The sequence below is a fragment of the Arenibacter sp. ARW7G5Y1 genome (assembly GCF_003201775.1).
Lineage (GTDB): Bacteria > Bacteroidota > Bacteroidia > Flavobacteriales > Flavobacteriaceae > Arenibacter.
Genome location: NZ_QJJZ01000001.1, coordinates 185,631 through 209,457, shown reverse-complemented (window position 1 = coordinate 209,457; position 23,827 = coordinate 185,631). Strand labels below are relative to the sequence as shown.

At 40.4% G+C, this 23,827-nt stretch carries 15 protein-coding genes; 3 read left to right on the top strand and 12 right to left on the bottom strand.

The window, feature by feature from the left end; all coding sequences use genetic code 11:
• The first annotated feature begins 73 nt into the window (after positions 1-73).
• Positions 74-802 carry a DUF3784 domain-containing protein gene (locus tag C7972_RS00800; protein WP_110354307.1) on the top strand — a complete coding sequence of 243 codons (729 nt, stop codon included), beginning with the start codon at positions 74-76 and terminating at the stop codon, positions 800-802.
• Between the two features lie 323 nt (positions 803-1,125).
• Here the strand turns inward: C7972_RS00800 and C7972_RS00795 are convergent, their stop codons facing one another.
• Complete coding sequence (locus tag C7972_RS00795) at positions 1,126-2,220, bottom strand: acyltransferase family protein (protein WP_110354306.1); 1,095 nt, start codon at positions 2,218-2,220, stop codon at positions 1,126-1,128.
• A gap of 37 nt (positions 2,221-2,257) precedes the next feature.
• A complete protein-coding gene (locus C7972_RS00790; RefSeq protein WP_110354305.1) occupies positions 2,258-4,069 on the bottom strand; it encodes a sodium:solute symporter family protein in 1,812 nt (603 codons plus the stop codon).
• A gap of 83 nt (positions 4,070-4,152) precedes the next feature.
• On the opposite strand from C7972_RS00790, the gene C7972_RS00785 reads away from it, so the two are divergent.
• Together C7972_RS00785 and C7972_RS00780 are read left to right on the top strand one after the other, a co-directional pair.
• A complete protein-coding gene (locus C7972_RS00785; RefSeq protein WP_110354304.1) occupies positions 4,153-4,908 on the top strand; it encodes a sulfite exporter TauE/SafE family protein in 756 nt (251 codons plus the stop codon).
• 372 nt (positions 4,909-5,280) lie between these two features.
• On the top strand, positions 5,281-7,089 hold the full coding sequence (locus C7972_RS00780) for a hypothetical protein (protein WP_110354303.1): 1,809 nt from the start codon (positions 5,281-5,283) through the stop codon (positions 7,087-7,089).
• Between the two features lie 125 nt (positions 7,090-7,214).
• Here C7972_RS00780 and C7972_RS00775 read toward each other — a convergent pair whose 3' ends face one another.
• From C7972_RS00775 to C7972_RS00730, 10 genes are all read right to left on the bottom strand, one after another.
• A complete protein-coding gene (locus tag C7972_RS00775; protein WP_258364745.1) occupies positions 7,215-8,810 on the bottom strand; it encodes a fibronectin type III domain-containing protein in 1,596 nt (531 codons plus the stop codon).
• 74 nt (positions 8,811-8,884) lie between these two features.
• Positions 8,885-10,249, bottom strand: a complete 1,365-nt coding sequence (locus C7972_RS00770) for an aspartate aminotransferase family protein (RefSeq protein ID WP_110354302.1) — start codon at positions 10,247-10,249, stop codon at positions 8,885-8,887.
• The gene (locus C7972_RS00765; RefSeq protein WP_258364744.1) at positions 10,236-11,492 is read right to left on the bottom strand and encodes a hypothetical protein; all 1,257 of its coding nucleotides are present in this window, start codon (positions 11,490-11,492) and stop codon (positions 10,236-10,238) included. The genes C7972_RS00770 and C7972_RS00765 overlap by 14 nt, the downstream gene beginning before the upstream one ends.
• A gap of 27 nt (positions 11,493-11,519) precedes the next feature.
• Complete coding sequence (locus C7972_RS00760; RefSeq protein WP_110354300.1) at positions 11,520-13,235, bottom strand: alkaline phosphatase family protein; 1,716 nt, start codon at positions 13,233-13,235, stop codon at positions 11,520-11,522.
• Between the two features lie 302 nt (positions 13,236-13,537).
• Positions 13,538-15,019 carry a SusD/RagB family nutrient-binding outer membrane lipoprotein gene (locus tag C7972_RS00755; RefSeq protein ID WP_110354774.1) on the bottom strand — a complete coding sequence of 494 codons (1,482 nt, stop codon included), beginning with the start codon at positions 15,017-15,019 and terminating at the stop codon, positions 13,538-13,540.
• A 13-nt stretch (positions 15,020-15,032) separates the two neighbouring features.
• Positions 15,033-18,176, bottom strand: a complete 3,144-nt coding sequence (locus C7972_RS00750; RefSeq protein ID WP_110354299.1) for a SusC/RagA family TonB-linked outer membrane protein — start codon at positions 18,174-18,176, stop codon at positions 15,033-15,035.
• A gap of 233 nt (positions 18,177-18,409) precedes the next feature.
• The gene (locus C7972_RS00745) at positions 18,410-19,699 is read right to left on the bottom strand and encodes a DUF5690 family protein (RefSeq protein ID WP_110354298.1); all 1,290 of its coding nucleotides are present in this window, start codon (positions 19,697-19,699) and stop codon (positions 18,410-18,412) included.
• A gap of 164 nt (positions 19,700-19,863) precedes the next feature.
• On the bottom strand, positions 19,864-22,365 hold the full coding sequence (locus C7972_RS00740; RefSeq protein ID WP_110354773.1) for a heavy metal translocating P-type ATPase: 2,502 nt from the start codon (positions 22,363-22,365) through the stop codon (positions 19,864-19,866).
• A 73-nt stretch (positions 22,366-22,438) separates the two neighbouring features.
• Positions 22,439-23,002 carry an AraC family transcriptional regulator gene (locus C7972_RS00735; protein ID WP_110354297.1) on the bottom strand — a complete coding sequence of 188 codons (564 nt, stop codon included), beginning with the start codon at positions 23,000-23,002 and terminating at the stop codon, positions 22,439-22,441.
• A 242-nt stretch (positions 23,003-23,244) separates the two neighbouring features.
• Positions 23,245-23,826, bottom strand: a complete 582-nt coding sequence (locus C7972_RS00730; protein ID WP_220020843.1) for a RidA family protein — start codon at positions 23,824-23,826, stop codon at positions 23,245-23,247.
• Between the last annotated feature and the right edge of the window lies 1 nt (position 23,827).

Genomic DNA, 23,827 nt, shown 5'->3' with positions numbered 1-23,827 from the left:
CAATTTAACAAGATTGATTTTAAAAAAATTTATACTAATTTACTCCCCTACAACACCTTAAGGTTTAATACTTATGCTTTATATACTAATTGGAATTGGCCTTCTTTTTATTGGCATGGCATTTCTTGTTACGGAAAACAATTCGAAATATCTCCTCTCTGGCTATAACACCATGAGCGAGGAAGAAAGAACACAGGTGGATATAAAATCGTACATCCCATATTTTAAAAAGTTTCATTTGTTGTTGGGGTCCTCGTTTATTATTATCGGTCTCATATTGCACTATGCCATTGGAGAAAGTGCCAGTGGAATATTTATAGGTGTTTATCCCATACTTGCCTATCTCTACTTCATGAGGGAAAGCAATAAATACTGGAAAGGGTCCAGCAACAAATGGAATAAAATTGGCCTTTATGTCCTAGCGGCAACCCTGATTCTTGTAGTAGGGCTCCTTGCCATGGGTTTTAAGGAAAATAAACTAATCATTGAACCGGATGCTATCCAATTTCAGGGCAGTTACGGGGAAACTCTAAATGTGTCGGATATAGCATCCGTGACCCTTGTGGACCATTTACCTGAAATTACCTCAAAAACCAACGGATTTGCCCTTGGAAGCATCAGGAAAGGATATTTTAAGACTGGTGTTGGAGAGGAAGTGAAATTGATATTGAATTCCGACAGCAAAACATATCTGTTGTTTACAAAAACAAATGGAGGGAAAATTTACTTTTCCGCAAAGGAAAATACGAGCACTCAAATTTATAATGAACTAAAAAAAGTATTTCCGGAACAGATTGAATAAGATTGGATTTCTTTACCCAAGATGATTGCATCATTATTGGCGTGGCTAAATATGTGTGTTGAAGACCATATTATTTTAAAGAATGAAAATCGTACAGGATTTGAGGTTTTGTTTATGCGGTTTACCCGTTATTAAATTAGTTTAAAAGGAAGTGTTTATGGCAATGGAAGTCGCCCAAAATCTACTTTATGGGAGTTCGACAACTAAAAAGAACAGCCACCCTGCCAGCCAGAGACGGACTCTCCCAAGGTGGGATAAATAGGAACACCTATCTTGTTAAAAACATTCCAGAGACTTGGCCATCCCCAAGTTACTGCATCTAGTTAGACTTTTATAAATATTTTTTTTCTGTAGAGAATATATCCCAATAACACATACAAAGAGACCAATGAAAGCCCATACAGAAATGAAGAAGTTTCCATTGACCAAAAATCCTGAACATATACGGTATTAAAAAGCCAGCCTTTTAGGGAAGTGTCCCCATTCACTTTTACCAAACCCATAATTTTACTTGTGAAACTGGAAAGAAAATACAGAACAATGGCATTGGCTCCGGCATATTTAAATATACTGCCAAACTTAATCCCCTTAACATCGGAGAAGTAATATATTATAGCCAAAATTATATTGGCCCAACCAGCTGTTACCATCACAAAGCTACTGCTCCACAGGGCCTTGTTTATGGGGAAAAACAAATCCCACACATAACCCACCAACAACATTGCCAATCCAATACCGAACAGGAGCATTTCCTTTTTAGCCCACTTGGTGCGCAACATTAGACCTGTAAAGATCCCCAGTATAGCGGTAGCTATGGAAGGCAAAGTACTTAACAATCCCTCGGGATCGTAATCCGCTTTATAGCTGTGGCTCCCAAAAACAAGGACATCCAAATAATTGGCCAAATTGTTCGGGGCACGTTCAAAGGTGGGTGCCATTCCATTGACAGGAACAAAACCCATTAACAACCAATACCCAATTAAAAGAAAGGCACAAATACCAACCAGTGTTTTCCAACTAAAATTGATAAATAAAATCGAGGCAAAGAAGAACACAACACCAATACGTTGCAACACTCCTGGAAATCGAATGTTTTCGAAATCCTTAAAGAAAGGAAAGTGTATGGTAAAAGCCCCTAAGAACAACCCCAATCCAACTAGTTTCAGGGCTCTAATCGTAATTTTTTTATAGGTCTTGGAATCTACCGCTTTGTGTTGATATGCAAAAACAATGGAACAGCCTACGATAAACAAAAAGAATGGAAAGACCAGATCCGTAGGAGTATATCCGTGCCATGGAGCATGCATAAAAGGAGCGTACACATGGGACCAGGTACCGGGATTATTTACTAAAATCATAAGGACAATGGTAAGTCCCCTAAAGATATCCACGGAAATTATTCTATTCTGTATATTCATTCCTGCCTGGCAACAAACCAGTTATTTATTATATATTCTATAGAATATGATCCTTCATTTTGTTCCAAGCCCGTGCCAGCAAAAATCCGGACACCACGGCCACACCGGTCAAAATAAGGGCACTGGTGGTTTTTCCATATATCCAATACCCAGTGGCAAACATGCAGGAGTAGATTAATACACAACCTAGCAACATGGCAGTAATACCAGCTGGAACACTCCATTTTTCCTTAGTGTTCACAATCTCTACGTTTTCGTCCTTCGCATCCTTGATCACTTTGGACCAACCCGGCCCTCCTGGCTGAATTTTTTTGTAAAAATCCTGCAATACCTGTTTGGATTCTGGCTGTGTCATATACGTTGCTGCCAACCAAATAACCGTAGTAACAACAACCACAAAAGGATATTCTGCCCAATCTGGGAAAACACCTGTTTCTGCGGCAAATAAGAAAGGTCCAACAGCCGTTAATTTTAATATAATGGAGATGATTCCCGATGCAAACATGGCCGTTATCTCACTCCAAGCGTTGATCCTCCACCAGAACCATCTTAAAATAAAGATAAGTCCGGTACCAGCACCAAACACCAACAACACTTCAAACAACTGTAAGGCGTTTTGTAAGAGTAGGGCCAAAGCAGCGCTGAAGACCATTAATATAACGGTGGATATTCTTCCAACAGCCACCAATCTTTTCTCGGAGGCATTGGGATTTATCTGCTGTTTGTAGAAGTCATAAACAATATAGGACGATCCCCAGTTCAATTGGGTAGAAATGGTACTCATATAAGCGGCTATCAAAGAGGCCAAAACCAAGCCCAATAATCCACTGGGCAATTTGGTCAACATGGCGGAATAAGCCAAATCATGTCCTAATTTATCTACTGCAACATTGGGGAAAGCCTCATGGATACTAGCAATGTCCGGGTAGACTACCAAGGATGCCAAAGCTACCAAAATCCATGGCCATGGACGTAAGGCATAATGCATAATATTGAAGAAGAAAGTAGCACCTATGGCATGGTTTTCGTTTTTGGCCGCCAACATACGTTGGGCTATGTATCCACCACCTCCTGGTTCCGCACCAGGATACCACGAACTCCACCATTGTACCGCCAAGGGTATTATAAATAAAGTAATTAAGGCGTTGGTATTACTAAAATCGGGTACTATAGCAAGTTTATCTGCTACATGCTCATTCGCCATTAATGCTGTAATACCCCCAACTTCTGGGATGTTCACCAAATAATAGGCTGCTCCAATTGCACCGCCCATAGCTACAAAGAACAATAGAAAATCGGTATACACCACCCCTTTAAAGCCACCTAAGGCACTAAAAGTCACGGTTATCAACCCTGCGCTCACCACGGTTACCCAAGGCTCCAAGCCCAACATAATACCCCCTATCTTAATTGCTGCCAAGGTAACGGCAGACATGGTAATCACATTAAATATAACTCCTAAATAAACCGCCCTGAATTTTCTTAAAAAGCTTGCCGGTTTACCACCATAACGCAATTCATAAAATTCCAAATCCGTATTTACATTGGATTTCCTCCAAAGTTTGGCGTAGACAAAAACGGTGAGTAGGCCGGTCAGCAGAAAAGCCCACCAAACCCAGTTTCCGGAAACTCCGTTGGTACGAACAATATCGGTCACCAAGTTGGGCGTATCCGTAGAAAAGGTTGTGGCCACCATAGAGAGGCCCAACAGCCACCAAGGCATGGTTCTACCGGAAAGAAAATATTCCGAAGAACTGGCCCCCGATTTCTTGGAGACATAGATTCCGATAAATAAAACAATTGAGAAAAAAACAACAATAAAAGTGTAATCTAGGGTACTTAATTCCATCGGTTTGGCTTAGGTTTGAGAATTAAGATCTAAAGATAAATTTTTTTGGGATACTTTTGCCCTTTGTTCGCCAAATGTCACATATGATTCTCTTAACAACATCAGATATAACCACAACAGCATGGGTACTTGCCTTAACCGCCGCATTTGTGATAGGAATTTCGAAAGCCGGTATCAAGGGAATCGCTATCATTAATGTTACTCTAATGGCATTGGCCTTCGGAGCCAAGGAATCTACTGGATTAATTGTGCCTTTACTAGTTTTGGGAGATGCCTTTGCCGTTATGTACTACAACAGGCATGCACAGTGGAAGTATATTGTAGCCTTTTTGCCTTGGATGATTTTGGGCATCCTTATTGGCACGGTCGTAGGAAAGGATTTGCCGGAAACCACCTTTAAGATCAGCATGTCCGTTATTATATTGGGAACGGTTATAATGATGTATTGGTGGGATAGAAAAAAATCCAAAAACGTTCCAACCCATTGGGCATTTGCAGGATTTATAGGAACCATGGCGGGCATTACGACCATGATAGGCAATTTGGCAGGAGCCTTTTCCAACATTTATTTTTTGGCCATGAGGCTACCAAAGAACGAATTCATTGGAACCGCGGCCTGGCTCTTTTTTATAGTAAATATTTTTAAACTGCCCTTTCATATTTTTATCTGGAAAACCATTACCCCTGAGACCCTATTAATTAATCTTAAATTGGTTCCTGGAATTGTTCTCGGAATTATAGTAGGGGTACGATTGGTAAAAATTATTAAAGAACAATTCTATCGCAAGATGATTTTGATCCTTACCGCAATCGGCGCATTTCTCATTCTCTTCCGGTAAAGAAAAAAGCTGGTGCAGTGCACCAGCTCCTCAACTAGACTAACTCAAACTAATACTAACTCAAACTTTTCAAGACAAAATTCGTATTAAAAACCCATCTAGAAGTTAACTAAACTTCAAGCTAACATTACTAAAAATAAAAGCCTCCACCATCCCGACTATAAGAGTATTATCCAACACCCTTAGTACCCGTTGTATATTTTATCCATTTCCTGATAATTATCATATTCTAAGAACCTATTTCGTATAAAATTTGTCGATTCACATTTGGACTGCACTGCTACGGGAAGGCACCCCATGTGTAAAACCTCTGACGCGTTATCATTGCTGACATAGGAACGGTGCAACAGAAAATAAAAAACATTTAAACGTATGATAAAACATAACTTTCATATTCCAGTTATGGGAATTGGGTTTACCATAGACACACCTCTAAAAGTTTCCCACCTTGGTATAGATTCGGTTATTTCTTTGGTAGATGACATCCTGATAGAGAAATTAAGGAAAATGTACTGTGAAAAATTTGAACTCTCTTATCAGGAAATTTCAGATAAATTGGAAGATTTTAGAGCCAAGAGAATCACCAGTTATCTCAACTTGATCAATGATGCGGCGCATAAAAAATTTGCAGACCTAATTAATTCGGCCCATAGCACTGGTAAAGAAATAAAAGAATACGTAGCTCTTCTGCCAAATGCTTCCCAACTAAAGGAAGAGTTTGAAAAGCTTACTTCCAACGAATTCAATGCCGCTGAGATTAAAAAATGGTTGAAAGAGAATTTAACCATGGGTAGCGTCGATGTAAATATTATGACCAAGGTGGACAAGGACAACTTTATTAAAAATGACAAACTGTCCACAGAATATAATGATGCCCATGCAGCGTTACGCGGATATGCCTGCAGCAAACTAAATTCGTCCGTAATTCTTTCTGCAGGGATGAACCCTCGATTATACAGTTATTTAGAAAATTTTGATGATTTTTTTCCTGATGAAAACGGTAATATTAAAAAGAAAATAGTCTTAAAGGTAAGCGATTATAGGTCTGCCTTGATCCAGGGTAAGTTCTTGGCCAAAAAAGGAATTTGGGTGTCGGAGTTTAGGATAGAATCCGGTTTAAATTGTGGTGGACATGCCTTTGCAACGGATGGTTATCTAATGGGGCCTATTATGGCCCAGTTCAGGGATAACAAACAGGCTTATATAGACGAAATACATGTCATTTTAATTTCTGCACTTAGCAGCAAGGGCCGTGAAGTACCCAAACAGAATCTATCCTTAAAAATAACCGCCCAAGGAGGTGTAGGTACCGCTGAGGAACACCAATTTCTACTGGATCATTACAAGGTTGATTCCGTAGGTTGGGGGACCCCCTTTTTATTGGTTCCGGAGGCCACAACAGTAGACAAGGTGACCCTAGATAAATTGGTTGTTGCCAAAGAGGAAGATTTGTACTTAAGTGATATTTCCCCATTGGGAATACCCTTCCACAACCTACGTGGAAATACCAAGGATTTGGAAAAGTTTAAAAACATAGATAAGAATAGACCAGGAAGTTCCTGTCCCAAAAAATTTGTAGCCTTGAACAAGGATTACTCCGACAAGGGTCTCTGTACCGCCTCACGACAGTACCAACATATCAAAATTAAGGAACTGGACGAACTAGGTTTGTCCGAAAAGGAATACACTGAAAAATTTAATAAAATAACAGAGAAATCATGTACCTGTGTAGGCCTTGGCACTTCTGCCCTTTTGGCCTATGGTTTGGATACCAAAACCGAAGGACCGGGCGTATCTATCTGCCCAGGACCCAATATGGCCTATTATTCCAAAATAATGACTTTAAAGGAAATGGTGGATCACATTTACGGCCGTGACAATGTTATTTCCAGAACTGATAGGCCCCATATGTTTATTAAGGAATTGGGGATTTACCTTGATTATCTTAAAAATAAAATCGAGGAATCCCGAGAATCCATGAATAAGAAACAAGAGAAATACCTATTGACATTTACCCAAAATTTATATGAGGGCATCACCTATTACCAAGAACTATTTGAAAGCTTAAAAGGAACATTTGAAAATGAAAAAGATGGGGTTCAAGCGGCATTGGCCCAGGGATTAAAAACACTGGAAGGTTTTAAAATGGAGATTGAGGCTCTTTCTTTATCGGAGGTGTAACAATCCTAGCATTATTTGTCGACAAAATGAAATCGGCGCCCTAAATAGCTCCTTCAATCCTAATCGGTTCTAGTTATAACTTGAACTTCATAGGGTGCCTTTGTAGTCTATGAACCCTAGATAAATTATTTATTGGTCTTAAAAGTAGCTGTTTGGGACCAGTCGCTCCAATTTAAATTTTGGTCCCGGTAACGGACCCTCCAATAATAGGTGGTGTTCGGTTTTAACCTATTAGTTTTTTCATCGGTAAGGTCGTCATCCTTTTGCCTATTTTCCTTGTAGTACCAATTTTCAAATTGCTTCCAGCTGTCAAAAATGGGCTTTTCAAAGTCATTGCTCTCTGCAACCTGCCAATGTGAGGCTGCATGGAATGCATTGCCGAAGCTGCTAGTGAAATCTCCGGCTTTCAGGGTGGTTCCGGTAAAATTAACCGTTTCGTTATTGGGCGAGATAACACTGGGCGCCCCAGGCTTTCTTTCTTTTTTATAAATGACTAGGCTATCCCTAAGTTCATTTTTACGCTCCAACTCTTCATTCCCCTGGCTAATTCTCTTTATGGTAAACTTAGGGTCTTCCTGACTGGCATCAACTTCCACCATCACAAAACCATACTCGTCCTGGGTTACTGTAAATTCATCGTAATCCCTTCCTTCAAATTCTCCCCAATTATCAATGGCGCCACCTGCGGAAGCAACGTTGATCCATAAGTGTTTATGATCTTTGGACTGTCCTCTTGAATAACCGTGGGTATGCCCAAAAAAGTGGATACTGGGCTTCCCTGTCTTGGTGGTAAACGCCTCCAAAAGTGCAATTACTTTTCCTGTAAAATCTTCTTCTCCCGGAATCCACAGTTCCGATTTATGGGGATGGTGCAACTGAGCAAAAACGAAATCCACCTCTTCGTTCTTAGCCGTTTCGTCCAACAACTTCTGCAACCACTCATACTGATCCCTACTATTGTTGTAACCGTCATTGGAATTGAGCCCAATAATCCTGGTATTGCCATAGTCCTTAAACCACCAATGCTCCGCATAGGCAGGCGTACCGTTTTCAGGCAAGCTGAAGTATTTAAAATAGAATACCGAATTTTTTTCATGATTCCCCAAAACTGGATACACTGGAACTTCTGAAAACAACTTTTCGGCTGGATTAAAAAAATGCTCCTTCCATTGGTAATATTTGGTGCCATTCTCCACCAAATCGCCAGGTATCATCACCATGGCCAAATTATTGGGAAGCTTGCCCCCATACTCCTTTTGAAAATATTGCAATATGCCATCATTTACGACCTCGGAAAATTTATTGGGGTTGTTATGGTCTATTTGCATATCGCTCATAGCTACGATTTTGAAGGATTCATGGTCACTGGCAAAGGGAGGGGTTTTAAATTGAAAAATATCCGAAACCATTTTAGCTGTTTTTACACGGTAGTAGTATTCTGTAAAGCGTTGCAGTCCCTCCAATTTGACCTCATGAATACGGGATTCACTAAAATTGATATCGTAGGCTATACCTTTGGTCTTTTTGCCCAGCTTGGGTGTTAAACCCCATTCAACCACACTTTCTTCGTCCATGGAAGTTTCCCACATAATTTTAATGGAATTGGGCTCGGCATCCTGCAAGTAAGGTTGAACCAAAAATTCTCCATTTACATTTTGGGCATCTCCAAAGAAATGAAATGCCATGGCAAAAAACAGTATTGCAGTACTCTTAATGTTCATTTGTTAATTTATATTCCAATAGTTAATAACTAAAACAATCGTATTCAAAAGACGTAGTAGAGCGGTTATTTCTATTACGCATGCACCAACGCCAAGCTTTCGTCGAGAATATTTAAAGCAGCATCCAGTTCTTTTCTACTTATGGTAAGTGCCGGTGACAATTGTAAAACATTGCCGGCAGAAACCTTAAAGCTTAAACCTCGTTTTAAACATTCGTACATGACCACTTCGGCCTCATTTATTGCCTTTTCCTTGGTTTTCTTGTCCTTCACCAATTCTACCCCCCACAACAATCCCATACCTCTGATATCACCGATAAGGGGATATTTTAATTGTAATGCTGCTAGGGATGTTTTAAGGTAGTTCTCATCTGCCTTGACCTTGTCCAATATTTTTTCATTTTCCAAAAAGGTAATGGTACCAAGGGCTGCCACAGCACCCAACGGACTTTTTTCATGGGTATAGTGCCCTAGGGATATATCGCCAAACTTGTTGTATTCGTCCCTAGTGATAATAGCGGCCTGTGGAAAAATACCTCCTCCCAATCCTTTGCCAATACACAATATATCAGGTTCAATTTCATAATGTTCAAAAACAAACATTTTACCAGTTCTGCCAAGTGCTATTGGAATTTCATCCAAAATAAGTAATACCCCATATTTGGTGCATAGCTCCCTAGCCTTCTTCCAAAATGCTTTGGATGGCAATTGAACATCCGTGTTCCTTATAGTTTCGGCAATAAAAGCGCCAATATCGCCTTCCTTGGAAAACACATATTCCAAATATTCCAAACATTTATCCTCGTTGTCCTCAAAAATTCCACGGTAAGTAACAGGTGGTGGAATACGTTCCACTCCTGGCATTAAAGGCCCCATAGATTCCCTGAAGACCGCTTCCCCTCCAACGCTGATAGCGTCTAAGGAAGCCCCATGAAAAGAATCCCAAAAAGACACCACCTTAAACCTGCCAGTGACGGCCCTCGCCAATTTTAACGCTATCCCAATAGAGGAACTTCCATTAGGTGTTAGAAGCACCCTGTTAAGATCGGAGGGCATAAGAGAGGCCAATTTCTCGGCAAAATCAATGGCAGGAATATTCGTATAACGTCTTGGGGAAAAAGGCAAAACCCTTAATTGATCAACTATTTTTTCAATGAGTTGTGGATTGGCGTAGCCCACTTGATGCACATTATTGCCATGAAAATCGAGATATTTTTTTCCCGAGATATTCTCAATATAGGGCCCCTCACAACTTTGTAAGACATCCAAACATGGAGTGGACATGGATTGGTGCAAAAAATATCGGGCATCCCGTTCCAAAATTTCCTTGGTCTCCACACTTATCTGGGAGTCCATCCAGGCGGCACGTGCCGGAGTAAAATTGATATCCCCTTCTGTTTTTTTGTTCTGGGCAACCATTCCCGAATTATCTTGCTTCATAAGGTCCGTATTTTGCTATTATTTCTCGTTCTTTTGTATTGTCGTTCAGGATATAGATATCATATTGTCTTCCTTGGTTATACACCCGGACCACAATATGACCGTTCTGACTTTTATATTGATCCAACTTATCTCCTATCACATCTTTAAGAGGTTGTAACATAACCGTTGAAAACAAATCCCGCTCTCCAGGATATAAGGCCTTGGAAGTTATTCTTCTTAGCACCTCCTCTCCCGGATGGTCCGATGACCAATTTTGTTGGATCCATACCCTTGGTCTAAGTGTTCTTACAAAGAATACATTTTGGGAATCCCTGTTGCCATGATGGTTCAAGGTAGCAACATCCACAGGACCAATCACTGGTGCCACGTGCGATTCCAAGGAATTTAAGTCCGTTTGTCCCAAGGCATCGATACCGCTAATATCTCCCCCGGTAAAATAATTGAACCGGCCATAGGTAATTTTTAGACATGTGCTTAAAGGATTTTCACCGGGATAATCCCCTTTGGTAAACAAAGAATAATAATCCTCATTTTCACCAGTCCATATATCGCCATTAACGGCAATATTACGAATTTCAAAATGGGGATATTTATTGGGGGATTGTTTTAGATGGATTTGATTGATAGCCCCAGGCTTTAAGGCTTCGTAAATCATCCCATCTTCCTTGATGTGATAATCCATATAATTCCAATACTCCTGCAATGTTTCTATAATACTATAAGAATCGTTCGCTTTTATTTTCTTTTGTACCGCTGTATTCTTTAAATCGATTGGATAATTACTTCCGCGGTCCAAATGGGTTTTAATAGGCAATAAACTCCCTACTTCCATCATTCCTGTTAAGCCATACTTTCCTTTCGGGTGCCGTTTCCTTTTAACATCCATCTCCCCGAAATGATCGTCATGGTAATGTGTTATTAGTCCGTAATCCAGTTGCAAGGTTTTATTTTTTGGAAAAAACTGATGAATATAATCCACAATCCATTGTGGTGCAGTTTTGGAATTATCGGGTTTTTGTACCGCATTTCTGGCAGATAAAGTTCTAGCATGGGTTTCGGACATGTCGCCTGCATCCACTAAGAGCGTGGTCGCATCTGGAAAAACAAAAAAAGCGGCATCCCCCCTACCTGTATTTATATGATGAATATCCATCATCCCCTCTTCCCACGCGGGTAATTGCCCTCCTTTGTCTTGGGCCGTTACCAGTATCATGGGCAAAAGAAGGAATATGACCTTCATTGATAAACCTTTTACCGTTATTTCCAATTACTTTAGTATTGATGTTGATAGCACTTGTTTAGGAATGGTCTTAGTTTGATAATCCACGTTCAACCATCCACTACCGCCTCCATTAAACCATACCACTTGTAGGGGGTAGTTTCCAGGCTTTAAGGAAATACTGCCATTCTTTTCGATCACCCCATGATCCCCATCATTGTCCACGATCAATTGATTATTTACCCATAATTTACTACCATCATCGGAATTGGTGTAGAACACATAAGTGTCTTCTTTTTCAATTTGAATATTTGTAGTGAATCTCACTACAGTGTTGTCACGGATTTCCTCCTTTACCTCATCCGAGGTAATTTCAAAACAGCTTCCTCTGGCATCCGGTTTTTTATTTTCCAAAGTGGGGATACTCGTTAAGTTTTCCAAATAAAACACCTCATAGGAAATGGGTGCTGCCCTTGTCCTATTTTTTATTCTAAAAAAGGCTTCAGAAACGGTACTGACAATTTTCCCATTCATAAAAATAGCGCTTTTAACCACCACATTTTCAGAAGTCTTGACAGGCTCGGTATATAAGGCGGAATTAAGGTTGGGCATGGAACCATCTAAAGTGTACCTTATTTCTCCTATGGTATTTGGATTTTTCATAATAATACTTGTAGAATCATCAAACAAACCCCCAGCCCGTTTATAGAAATCGGCAGGAGGTAGTATCGTTGGTTTCATGATCCTTTCCGTAATTGGATAATCATCTCTAAGATCATATCCCTCAAAAGCATTCTTTACGGGTTTGCCTATCCAGGCCATAGGCCTTTTTATCCCCAAAGCAAATGCGACCGTTGCAGCATTGTCATATTGGTAGACCGGGTATTTAAGTACATGGTTCTTCTTGACCGATTTCCCCCATAGGATAAAAGGGATTTCTATTTCCCCCAAAGATTCGCCTCCATGGCCTTTCCCTAATCCTCCGTGATCTGCACTTATGATAACCAAGGTTTCATCTGCCATTCCAGATGCCTTTATAGCTTCCATTACTTCAGCAAGCAATTCATCCGCTTTTTCCACGGATTTGTAATATTCAGGACTTCCATGGCCATATTCGTGTCCACCATGATCCACATGATCAAAGTGGATAAATGTGAAGGTTGGTTTTTTATCCTTAATATAGGCACTGGCCAAGGCTGCAGTTTTATCTTCATTTTCAGGGTTTATGTCATAATCCACAGCCCCTTTTTCAAATAAGCGCCCAAATCCGGTCCAATGATAAATAGCTCCAATTTCTGCATCTTCCCGATTGTCGTTGATCAATTGAAAAATAGTAGGGAAAAGGAAGTCTTCACTTTGGGTAATTGCCGGCAGTATAAAATTGTTTTTCTCCCAGCTATTGGAAGTAATCCCATGCTGCTCCGGACCCGCACCCATAATCATGGAAGCCCAGTTGGTGCTGGAGCTGGTTGGCAACACCGCCCTGGCGTGCATGCTGGATGCCCCTTCACTTATTATCCCATCAAAGGTTGGAGTAGTTGCTTTATTCAATCCATCGGGACTTAGTCCGTCAAAACCAATAACTACAACATGCTTTACTAAGGGGGAATTTTCACGGTCTTTTTTGGCACAGGACCAAAATGAACCCGATATGATCACAAATACTATTGTTTTAAGCAATAATTCCTTGGTAAAAACGCTATGCAAGTTGCCCGAAATAGCCGAAAACAAGGTGCTTTTTAGTACAATACTGGCTTCGCTCATTTTGATTGGTTTTAGATTTTGATTAATGAAAAAGTGTAAATATCATGTGACTAAGTTAAGTCAAAAAGTTAATAATATTAAATTTTTGTAACTATAACTACAATTTTTATATAAAACATAAAATTCTCGATCCCATACCAAATACATTTTCTTCTCGTCATAAATGCCGGTTCCTGGTCCACATAAGAGTCAAGGCCATAGCGAAAATCCGCTATGGCCTTGAACCAGTTATACATGGACTAAGCTGTTGTAATGCTGATCATTATCCGCAGAAAGCCATAAAATCCATTTGGTTTCTGAAATTATTTCAACCACCAAGTAATTTCACGAATCTTATCGTTCCCAGCCCCAAACTGTCTTTCAATGGCAGCAGCAACATTTGCCGTATTATTGTTGTACTCAGAATTAGGGTAGATCCATCGGGTTGGAGGCGTGGCTCCCGGCAGTTGTGCAAAGGCAGGGAATCCTGTTCTTAAATGATCAAAATAAGCTCTCCAGCCCGTTTGCAAAAATGACGTAAAATACTTCTGGGTCAAGATAAGTTCCAACTTTTCGTCAGTGGTAAGTCCATTGTCAAATGCTACCTCAGCCCCCATAAGATAGGTGTCGGCATCCGTTGGCTCCACATAAGTTTCAAAATTCTTGGCATAGGTATTATAAAAATCGAAAGATGATTTTACCCCATTTTCATAATGTTCCTTGGCATCGGTAGCGATCCAACCACGCACGGATGCTTCTGCCAATATAAATTCCAATTCCCAATACCCCATAAGGTTATGCGGCTCAGTGGTGGGGTCTGTGGTGTATCTCAAGTTTACCTTGGAGACGTCTCCTGCAGCCGCCTTGTCGTTTACTTCTGCATAGGGAGCTAAGGGATCGCCGCCTTCATAGGCCATAAAATCATCAATGGCCAATCCTGCCTCCTTGGCATTTTTGGTCTGTCCGCAATAAATGAACAACCTTGGGTCCTGTCTGTCCTGAAGCCTTTCGATAAAGGTAGCGGACATGTACATACCCGATCCATAACCACTAGAGTTAAATTCTGTATACCTACTCCCTTCCTCGTCCAAAAACACCAACTGGCCGTTGTCCTCATTAGACATCATTATAGGCTCATTATTGTAGATACTGGCAAAGGAACTTATTATGTTCAAGTCTGCGTCGCCCACCTTTTTGGAAAGGGTCATAAGTACCTTTAATCTAAAGGAATTGACCAATTTTTGCCATTTGGTAGTATTTCCGCCAAAAATAATATCACCCGCAATAATGTTGGTATTTCCTTCCAAAAGATCATTGGCTTCCGACAATTCCTTTAATATCCCCACAAAAACTTCTTTTTGGGTGTCATACTTGGGCAAATACTGCTCTTCGATTTCTCCTTTAAGGGCTTCGCTATAGGGAATATCGCCAAATGTAAGGGTTAGGTTATAGAAGTAATATGCCCTAAAAAATTTGGACAAGGCTATATACTCGTCGCTTTCAATACGCTCTGCCTCCTGCATCATTTTGGTAGCCTCCCCCAACATATTATAATCATCAAAACCAGCGCGGTCCCAGTTATAGTATTGGTTGTTGTTTTCACCATCGGTCTGCACCAAAATACGGGAGGCATATAAAGCTCCGGTACCATCAACCTCAAATGCATTACTTGCAATATTGGTCAATAACAATTGTGGGTGTGTTTCACTAACATTATTTGGGTTGTCGTTTAAGTCCGTAAGGTCCTGACATCCGCCCAGAGACATCAATACTGTTAATCCGAATAAAATTCCTATTTTTTTCATTGTGTGTCTTTTACTAAAATTTAACATTAACGCCTATACCAATATATCTAGTGGAAGGATCCTGTAGATTGTTGTCGTTCCCAAAATCCGGATCAATGATATCTGCCTTCTTCCATACCAATAAGTTATAGCCGCTAAGGGTTACATCAAGATTTTTTACGCCGTGTATATTGGCCAATTCCGTGATATCATATTTAAAGGAAAGGGTTCTTAGTTTAAAAAAGCTCCGATCGAAAATATTGGCAAATTTTTCGTTTTCCTTGTAGGTCACAGCTGCCCTATACGGATAGTTCTGTGACCAGGTCTGCCAGCTCACCGCAGTGGTATTCTGGGCATAGGTCCTAGTATCGGAAATAACATCCCCATTTACGTCCTGCACCAAGTCCCCTCCTGTAACCTGTACCCCGTTCGGAACATAAACCGGTACTCCGGCCGCGTATTCTGCATCCCTATATTCGGTAGAATTGGGGTGCTTGCCGCCCCACCACATCTTTTCTACGGTCAAGGAACGGATTAAACCTCCCCATCCACCGTCTATACCAACATTAACGGTCAGGTTCTTGTACTTAAAACTATTCTGAAGCCCTAGGGTCCAATCCTGATCGTTATGTCCCAACAGTTGTGGAAAATTATCCTTGACCGGCAATCCATTGGCGCCCAAAATCAAATCCCCATCCGCTGACTTCTGCCACACGGTTGCGTAATAGCTGTCCGCCCTATCGTTCAGTCTTAGATTATTATACGTGGTATTATCCCCGTATATTTCCGTGATTTTCTGAACCTTTCTACTCCAGTTCGCGGTTATATTCCAACTAAAGTTATCCGTAAGGATTGGTTTGGCATTAAGCACCACTTCCAGACCATTGGTAGTATATTCATTGCCATTTACCTTTCTGTTTTCAAAACCCGATGTGTTTGAAATTGGCAAGTCTATGATCTGGTTGGTGTCCACCACGTTATAATAGGTAAGATCCAATGCCAGCCTGTTCTTTAAAAAAGCAGCACTTAGACCAAGTTCGAAGGAGTTTGAACTTTCGGGCTCTATATTGGAATTCACCAAACCATTAGGGTATTGCAATTTTATATTTCCTCCAAAAACACCACTATTGGTATAATATGATTCTGTACTATAAGGATCCAAGTCACTGGAAACCTGTGCCCATGAGCCATAGAGCTTTAAATAATCCACGGCCTTGGGCATGCTGACAAAATTGGACACCACCGTACTTAAGGACACGGATGGATAGAAGTAAGAGCGATTTTCCTTAGGTAGGGTAGAAGACCAGTCGTTTCTTGCCGCAGCTGTTAAAAACACTGCATTGTAAAGATCCAGTCCCAAAGTGGCATAGACACTATTGGTCGCCCTTTCCTCTACGTAAGTAGTCGCCGCCACATTGCCACTGGTATTGTTGAGGCTATAAACAAAAGGAACTACAAGGCCATCGGTTGAGTTATATTCCTGTTGATATTTTCTATAAAAGGTAGAAGCACCTGCGTTGACGTCGAAGGAGATATCCTCGGTCAAAGATTTGTTGTAGGAAGCCAAAACATCATAGTCTACGGTAAGTCTTTTGGAGTTCCACGTCTTATAGTCACCTTCCCTGGCATCACCATAATTTAAATAGGTCTTGGGACTTTGTCTGTCCTCAAAAATATCCTGTATTACAGCTGAACCTCTTCCTTGCAGGTTTAAGCCTTCGGCTATATTGTACTTCAGCACCATCTGTGCATTGATCAGATCGGCATCGTATTTCTGGTTCAGTTCATTGGCCGCGAAATACACGTTATTGTACCAGGCATAGTTAAAGTTGGCCTGTCTATAGCCTTCCTGCCCGGGAACATACATATGCTCCTTTAATTCTTGACCGTTGACATCATCGCCCATCCAAATAAGAATGGTATACATATGGTTCTTTGGTCCATACCCATGTCTTGGATAGTTGGGGGAATACACCTTATTATAGGACAACTTACTGTCCAAGGTAAGTGATTTGGAAAGGTTGGTGGTAGATTTAAAAGTCAGCCCTCCCGTTTTAAGACCGGAGTTGGGAACCCTATCCTTTTGATCCGAGTAATTACCGGACAAGCGGAACGACCCCTTTTCGGATTTGCTCGCGATTGCAAAATCCGTACTGGAAATATAACCGGTTCCCATAAAATCCTTTAAGTTATCGTGATATTCCCAAGGGGTTGGCACTCTGGAATAACGGGATTTATCGTCATATTGGGTACCATAAACATCACCCCACCAAGGAATGGTTTCCCCAGTAACATTATCCAATATAGGACTGTTCCATTGGGAGACCAAAACTCCAGGTTCAAATTTAGGTCCCCAGATCATATCCCCATCCGAAATACCTCCGTCCTTACCATCCCAGAATTCATATTTACCGTTAGACCCATTCCCATACTCTGTTTGGGTTTCCGGAAAAACAGTGAAGCCGGCAGATATCATGGTATTATGTGAAACAGTTATTTCCAATCCGTCTACCTTGGCATTTTTGGTAGTGATCAAAATAGCGCCATTTCTACCCCTTGATCCATAAAGTGCAGAAGCTGTTGTTCCCTTGAGCACATTTACATTGGCTATGTTATTGGCGGAAACATCGTAAAAGTCGGTTTCAACCGGTATCCCATCAATTACGATCAAGGGCGATTTACCCCTTAAGGAAAATGATGGCTTTTGAAATAACCCTGTGGGATTGCTTACGCTTAGTCCTGCTACCTGGCCAGTAAACAAATTCCCCACATTGGGAGCATTTATTTCCTCTATAATCTCCACATCCATTTTTTGGGTGGCATAACCAATCTTCTTCTCTGCCCTGGTAATCCCCAATGCCGTTACAACCACCTCATTCAATTTTTCAGAATCGGGAAGAAGTACTATTTCCGCCGATGTTTTTCCAGAAGTGGGGAATTCAGTTGGAATATATCCTATATAGGAAACCAGCAGAACATCATTTTCCGAATTTAATCCAATTTGAAAATTTCCATCAAAATCTGTAGCTACACCTTTGGAACTACCTTTAATGACTACCGATGCCCCTGGTAAAGGCGCACTGTTTTCATCCAAAACCTTTCCCGTAAATATTCCTTGGGAATGGCCTATGATACATGCAAAAAAGGCAAATACCATAACAATACTTGTTTTGTTCATTCTTTTTAGTTTGTGATTTTTAATTATTTAGTGAGCGCAAATATCCTAGGCGTAGGTTAACTAAACCCTCAATAAATATTAAAAGATTGCAATGAAATACCACTAATTGTTAAATGAATGTTAACCGTATAACTTAGGACAAGAAAATGAATGAAAAAGTACTTAGGATGGGTCTAGAGAAATTGATCCGTAGCGATAACAAAAAGACTGATGGTAAATTAACAGGAGTAAACTTATACTTCTGCCAATAGAACTTCCGACTTTTCCACCAATAAATTATTCTTGTATTTCCTTTTAAAGTAGAAAAGTGAAACCAGGGTAATAATAGTCCCCAAAACGGCGATTAGATAAGTGCTGGTCATGAAAAAATTGAGCCAAGAAAGCTTACTTTGACCAAAATTCTTGTACAGTAGTACCCCCATGCTACCTAAATAACCAAAGGCATCCGCAATATATATAAGATAACCCGCATTGCCCTTTATCCGAAAAGTGGCAATCATACGATCGAAAAAGATACAGTTAAAAGGTACATAACATATATAGAGCCCAAAGCCTACACTGATCATCCAAAGAATAGGTGAAATTAAGGCCATTTGAAACAATAAGGCTGAAAGACCAATGGCTATAGTACCAAAAAGCAATAAGTAATGATAGGAAACAAAGGCCTTATAATTGTTTTTGATAACGCCCAAAGAACCTATGATTACCAAGACCAATATGGCAATGGGCAGTTCGGATATGGTATATATGGCTGCGTCTCCCTCATACCCCAAAGCATCCCAGATCTCCCTTGAAAAATTATCCCTAAAATCGCGCAATGCCGTTAAAAAAGTGTAGAAAAATACCAAAATTATAATCGGGAACAGGAACGCAAGAAAAACTTTCCTTCTGTCCTTTCCTGTCATAGGTTTACGTTCTGTTCTAAGTTCCTTATCCTCCTCTGTAGGTTGGGGGATTTTATTCAACAACCATGCAAAAAATACAAATGGAGCCAAAAAAATGCCCCCTGTAACAAATGGCATCCAAAATTGGGAAACCTGCCAATTTTCCATAACCAAAAGACCAACCGACTTTACCGCTCCGCTGGATACTATAAAACTGGAACATAAAATCACTCCCAAAAATTCAGTAAACTTTCTGCCTTCCAGATATGAAAATACAATTCCCCATACCATTCCCAAGGGAAGACCATTCAATAACATAAATATAAAATTATAAGGGGGCGGAGTTATGGCGAACAATAAAAGACTTGCCTCAGCTGCAAGAATAAGGCCCAAAAGATAGTATATTCTCTTATTGGCCTGTAGCTCAGAAATTACTTTGATCCCGATAAATTTGGAAAGCATGTATCCCAACACTTGGGCAATGATCAAAATTATCTTGTAATCCACTCCGGCAAAGGACAGGTCTTCAAAGGTGGCCACGGTAAATGGCTTGCGAAAAGCATACATGCAGAAATATGTACCAAAGGAGGCAAAGGCCCCATAAAGTAAAAACGAAATATCTTTTTTTACTAGCTTCAAAAATGTTGGCGGTTGGTTGTAAAATTTTTCAAAAGATAAATATTAAAAGGCAATTTTTCCCTCTTTTTAAGTTTAAATGAATTTTTTATGGTTATTGGAAGCTTATGCCATGATTAAAATAATAAACCGCGGTATATTTTATCCATTTTTAGCAATAGGCCGGATCAAGAAATATCGGCATTTCTCAATCTAAGGGCATTGGCGATTACGGAAACCGAACTAAAACTCATGGCCAAAGCTGCGATCATGGGAGATAAAAGTAGCCCGAAAAATGGATATAGCACCCCCGCCGCAATAGGTACGCCAAGTGTATTATATACCAAGGCAAAAAATAGGTTTTGCTTAATATTCCCCATCACTTTTGCACTCAGGTTCCTAGCTTTTACAATTCCCTGTAAATCTCCTTTAACCAAAGTAATGGAGGCACTTTCAATGGCCACATCGGTACCGGTTCCCATGGCAATACCAACTTCGCTCTTCGCCAAGGCAGGAGCATCGTTTATACCATCGCCGGCCATGGCCACTTTTCTACCTTGATGTTGTAAGCGTTCCACCTCATTAAGCTTGTCTTGAGGTAGCATCCCTGCTTTAAAATCGGAAAGATCAAGTTCCTCTGCTACAGCCTTGGCTGTATCATAATTATCCCCTGTCAACATCAATACGGATATTCCTAGGGATTGCAATTCAGAAATGGCCCTTTTACTGGTTTCTTTAATTCTATCTCTAATCACAATAAATCCAACCGTACTATTATCCACAGAAATCATGGAAACCGTTTTGCCAAGCCGCTGCTGCATTTTCACCTTATTCATTAGCTCTTCAGACATTGTGGCATTGACCTCTTCCATCATTTTTTCGTTCCCCAATGCCACCTTCTTGGCATTGATTATTCCGGTGACACCTTTCCCTGTGACCGAATTAAATTCTGACACCTTCAATATTTCCGCTCCTTGTTCCTTCCCGTATGCAACCGTTGCTTCTGCCAAGGGATGTTTGCTCATTTGATTGAGTGATATAACATATTGCAGCACTTCCCCCTCTTTGTATTCCTTGGAAGTGACCACTACACTTTCCACGGATGGCTTTCCAGCTGTAATTGTTCCTGTCTTATCAACTATTAGCGTATCAATTTTGTTCATCTTCTCCAGAGCCTCTGCATTTTTGACCAATACCCCGGATTGAGCCCCTTTACCTATTCCCACCATGACAGACATGGGGGTGGCCAAGCCCAAAGCACAGGGACAGGCTATGATCAATACGGCAATGGCATTTACCAAGGCATAGACATATTTGGGTTCAGGACCAAAAATTGCCCAAATAATAAAAGTAATTACAGAAACCAATACCACCACGGGAACAAAATATCCCGATATCCTATCTGCCAATTTTTGAATGGGAGCCTGACTACGACTGGCCTTATTGACCATGTCTATAATTTGTGCCAATAAAGTGTCCGAACCTACTTTCTCTGCCTTCATAACAAAGGATTGATTTCCATTTATAGTTCCGGAACTAACTGGATCACCTTCCTTTTTATCTGCTGGAATGGGTTCTCCGGTAATCATGGATTCGTCCACTGAGCCCATACCCTCATGTATGACGCCATCTACAGGAATTTTATCTCCTGGTTTAACCCTGAGAAAATCACCTATATTAATTTTATCAATAGCAATGACTTCTTCTTTTCCATCTACTACCTTGATGGCTTTGTTAGGTGCCAATTTTAATAACTCTTTTACTGCATTGTTGGTCTTACTATGGGCCCTTGCCTCCAAAAGTTGCCCTAACAATACCAAAGTCAAAATTACCGTGGCAGCCTCAAAATATACATGTACCGTGCCATGATGGGTTTTAAATTGGGAAGGGAAAATATCGGGAAAAAGCATCCCAAACACACTAAATAACCAAGCAACCCCCGATCCGATGCCAATAAGGGTAAACATATTTAAATTCCATGTCTTTATTGATCGGTACGCTCTTTCAAAAAACATCCAAGTGGCGTAGAATACGACAGGAAGGGAAAGTCCGAACTGTATCCAATTCCAAATTTTCATGTCCACATAAGCATACAATGGGTTATTGGGGACCATCTCGGACATGGCAATAAGAAATATGGGCAAGGTAAAAGCAAGGGCTATCCAAAATTTCTTCAATAATTTTTTATAGTTTTTCTCCTCTGCCGAAACATCTGCCTTTAGGGGCACCAAGTCCATTCCACAAATCGGACAGGAACCTGGTTCATCCTCGATTATCTCAGGATGCATTGGACAGGTATATTGGGTAACGGCCCCAATACTCGTCTTTAACTCTTCCACCAGATCCATTCCACAAACGGAGCAATCCCCCGGCTGGTCATAGGTCTTATCGCCCTCACAATGCATAGGGCAATAAAAGGTCCCAGTACCCTTAACATTAGGTGTTTTTTTTGTGGACCCATGATGTTCATGTTCCTCCCTGGGCATAGAGATACCATAGGCACCACCATCATCTTCCAGAGCCTTTTTAAAGGTAGACAAGGGTATATGCCCGTCCATTTCAATTACAGCTTCGGCCTTTTCCAAATCTACAGTTGCCCGAGTAACGCCATTCACTGTATTTAAGGTGTTCTCTACATGCGACCTGCAACCATTGCAAGTCATCCCATGTATCTTATAGGTGTGTCTCATCTCCATACATTTTAATTCTTAAGTAAAAATAGTCATATTGACACGGAACACTTTTTAGAATTATGGAGATTCCTTACATAATTTTGTCCAGCGGTTTTCTATCCCATTGTTGTAATTTTTTATACGCTCCCATAGACATGCCGGTGACCGACTTAAACTGTGAGGCCAAATGGCTACTGTTCCTATAATTCAAGGTGTACCCTATTTCTGAAAAATTGAGTTCATTCATTTGGATGAGTTCCTTTGCCCTTTCAATTTTTAGATCGATATAATATTTCTCAATGGTTACACCTTCCTTTTTACTGAACATTTTACTAAGGATAGAGTAATCCTTGTTTAATTTTTTGGACAAGTAGGTGGACATGTTTTCTGCTATATCATTTTCTCCGTTATTGATCGTATTAATTAATTCGATTTTAATGTTTTCAAGGATCATATCCGATGTATCCTTAACCAATTCGAAGCCATTGTTATTTAGTATACCTTCTATTAAGGCATCATTAATATTTGCGTTTTCCTCATAAACGATCTCTACTAATTTTATAGATAAAATGGTAATCCCTACCTTGGAGAACTCCTGTGCCAAAAGGGTTTTACATCTATCGCAAACCATATTTTTGATTAGAAGTTTTTTCATCTGTCAAAGATTTGAAATTTGGGTTTAGCACAACCTTTTGGTTGCTGACTTTACCACAAAACTATCATATATAAATATAACAATTTTCCCCTTCCACAGCTGAAAAGGGGAATTCACAAGCATTCCTAGAGTTTTTGCTACAAAAGGTAGTTACTTCCGGTTCCTAAATATCTCAATAGGCATCCAAGGCAGATTGCATTGTGATGATTGAAAACAAGAAATACTGAATTTTGGTATCATTGTCAGTCGGGCATTACCTCTACGATCATTTCGATCTCCACGGCAATATTCCCGGGAAGGGATCCCATACCTACAGCGGCACGGGCGTGCTTTCCCTTATCTCCAAATACAGCCACCATTAAATCTGAATATCCATTGATGACTTTGGGATGGTCTGCAAAATCCGGCCCTGCATTTACCATACCTAAGACCTTGACCACCCTAACTACCTTATTTAAGTTTCCCAATTCTGATTTTAACACGGACAATTGATTAATCCCCGTAATACGAGCGGCCTCATAACCTTCCTCTATGGTCAAGTCTGTCCCTACCTTGCCCTGAATATTTTCCCCATTACTTTGCAAGGGCCCCTTTCCCGAAAGAAAAATTAGATTTCCAGAGCGAACGGCATTTACATAATTGGCTACTGGTGCACTGGCCTCCATTAAGGTTATACCCAGTTCCTTAAGTTTCTCCTCTGGGTTATAGTCCACTGGAATTGCTGGTGTTTCCACTTCAACCGATGTCACTTCATTTTCATTTTTTGTGTTACACGAAAGGCACATTAGAGCCATTAATGGGACTAAAAAATACTTGTAATTCATA

Coding starts and splice junctions, on each gene's coding strand:
- C7972_RS00800 (WP_110354307.1), top strand. CDS start 74: ATGCTTTATATACTAATTGGAATTGGCCTTCTTTTTATTGGCATGGCA.
- C7972_RS00795 (WP_110354306.1), bottom strand. CDS start 2,220: ATGAATATACAGAATAGAATAATTTCCGTGGATATCTTTAGGGGACTT.
- C7972_RS00790 (WP_110354305.1), bottom strand. CDS start 4,069: ATGGAATTAAGTACCCTAGATTACACTTTTATTGTTGTTTTTTTCTCA.
- C7972_RS00785 (WP_110354304.1), top strand. CDS start 4,153: ATGATTCTCTTAACAACATCAGATATAACCACAACAGCATGGGTACTT.
- C7972_RS00780 (WP_110354303.1), top strand. CDS start 5,281: ATGATAAAACATAACTTTCATATTCCAGTTATGGGAATTGGGTTTACC.
- C7972_RS00775 (WP_258364745.1), bottom strand. CDS start 8,810: ATGAACATTAAGAGTACTGCAATACTGTTTTTTGCCATGGCATTTCAT.
- C7972_RS00770 (WP_110354302.1), bottom strand. CDS start 10,249: ATGAAGCAAGATAATTCGGGAATGGTTGCCCAGAACAAAAAAACAGAA.
- C7972_RS00765 (WP_258364744.1), bottom strand. CDS start 11,492: ATGAAGGTCATATTCCTTCTTTTGCCCATGATACTGGTAACGGCCCAA.
- C7972_RS00760 (WP_110354300.1), bottom strand. CDS start 13,235: ATGAGCGAAGCCAGTATTGTACTAAAAAGCACCTTGTTTTCGGCTATT.
- C7972_RS00755 (WP_110354774.1), bottom strand. CDS start 15,019: ATGAAAAAAATAGGAATTTTATTCGGATTAACAGTATTGATGTCTCTG.
- C7972_RS00750 (WP_110354299.1), bottom strand. CDS start 18,176: ATGAACAAAACAAGTATTGTTATGGTATTTGCCTTTTTTGCATGTATC.
- C7972_RS00740 (WP_110354773.1), bottom strand. CDS start 22,365: ATGAGACACACCTATAAGATACATGGGATGACTTGCAATGGTTGCAGG.
- C7972_RS00735 (WP_110354297.1), bottom strand. CDS start 23,002: ATGAAAAAACTTCTAATCAAAAATATGGTTTGCGATAGATGTAAAACC.
- C7972_RS00730 (WP_220020843.1), bottom strand. CDS start 23,826: ATGAATTACAAGTATTTTTTAGTCCCATTAATGGCTCTAATGTGCCTT.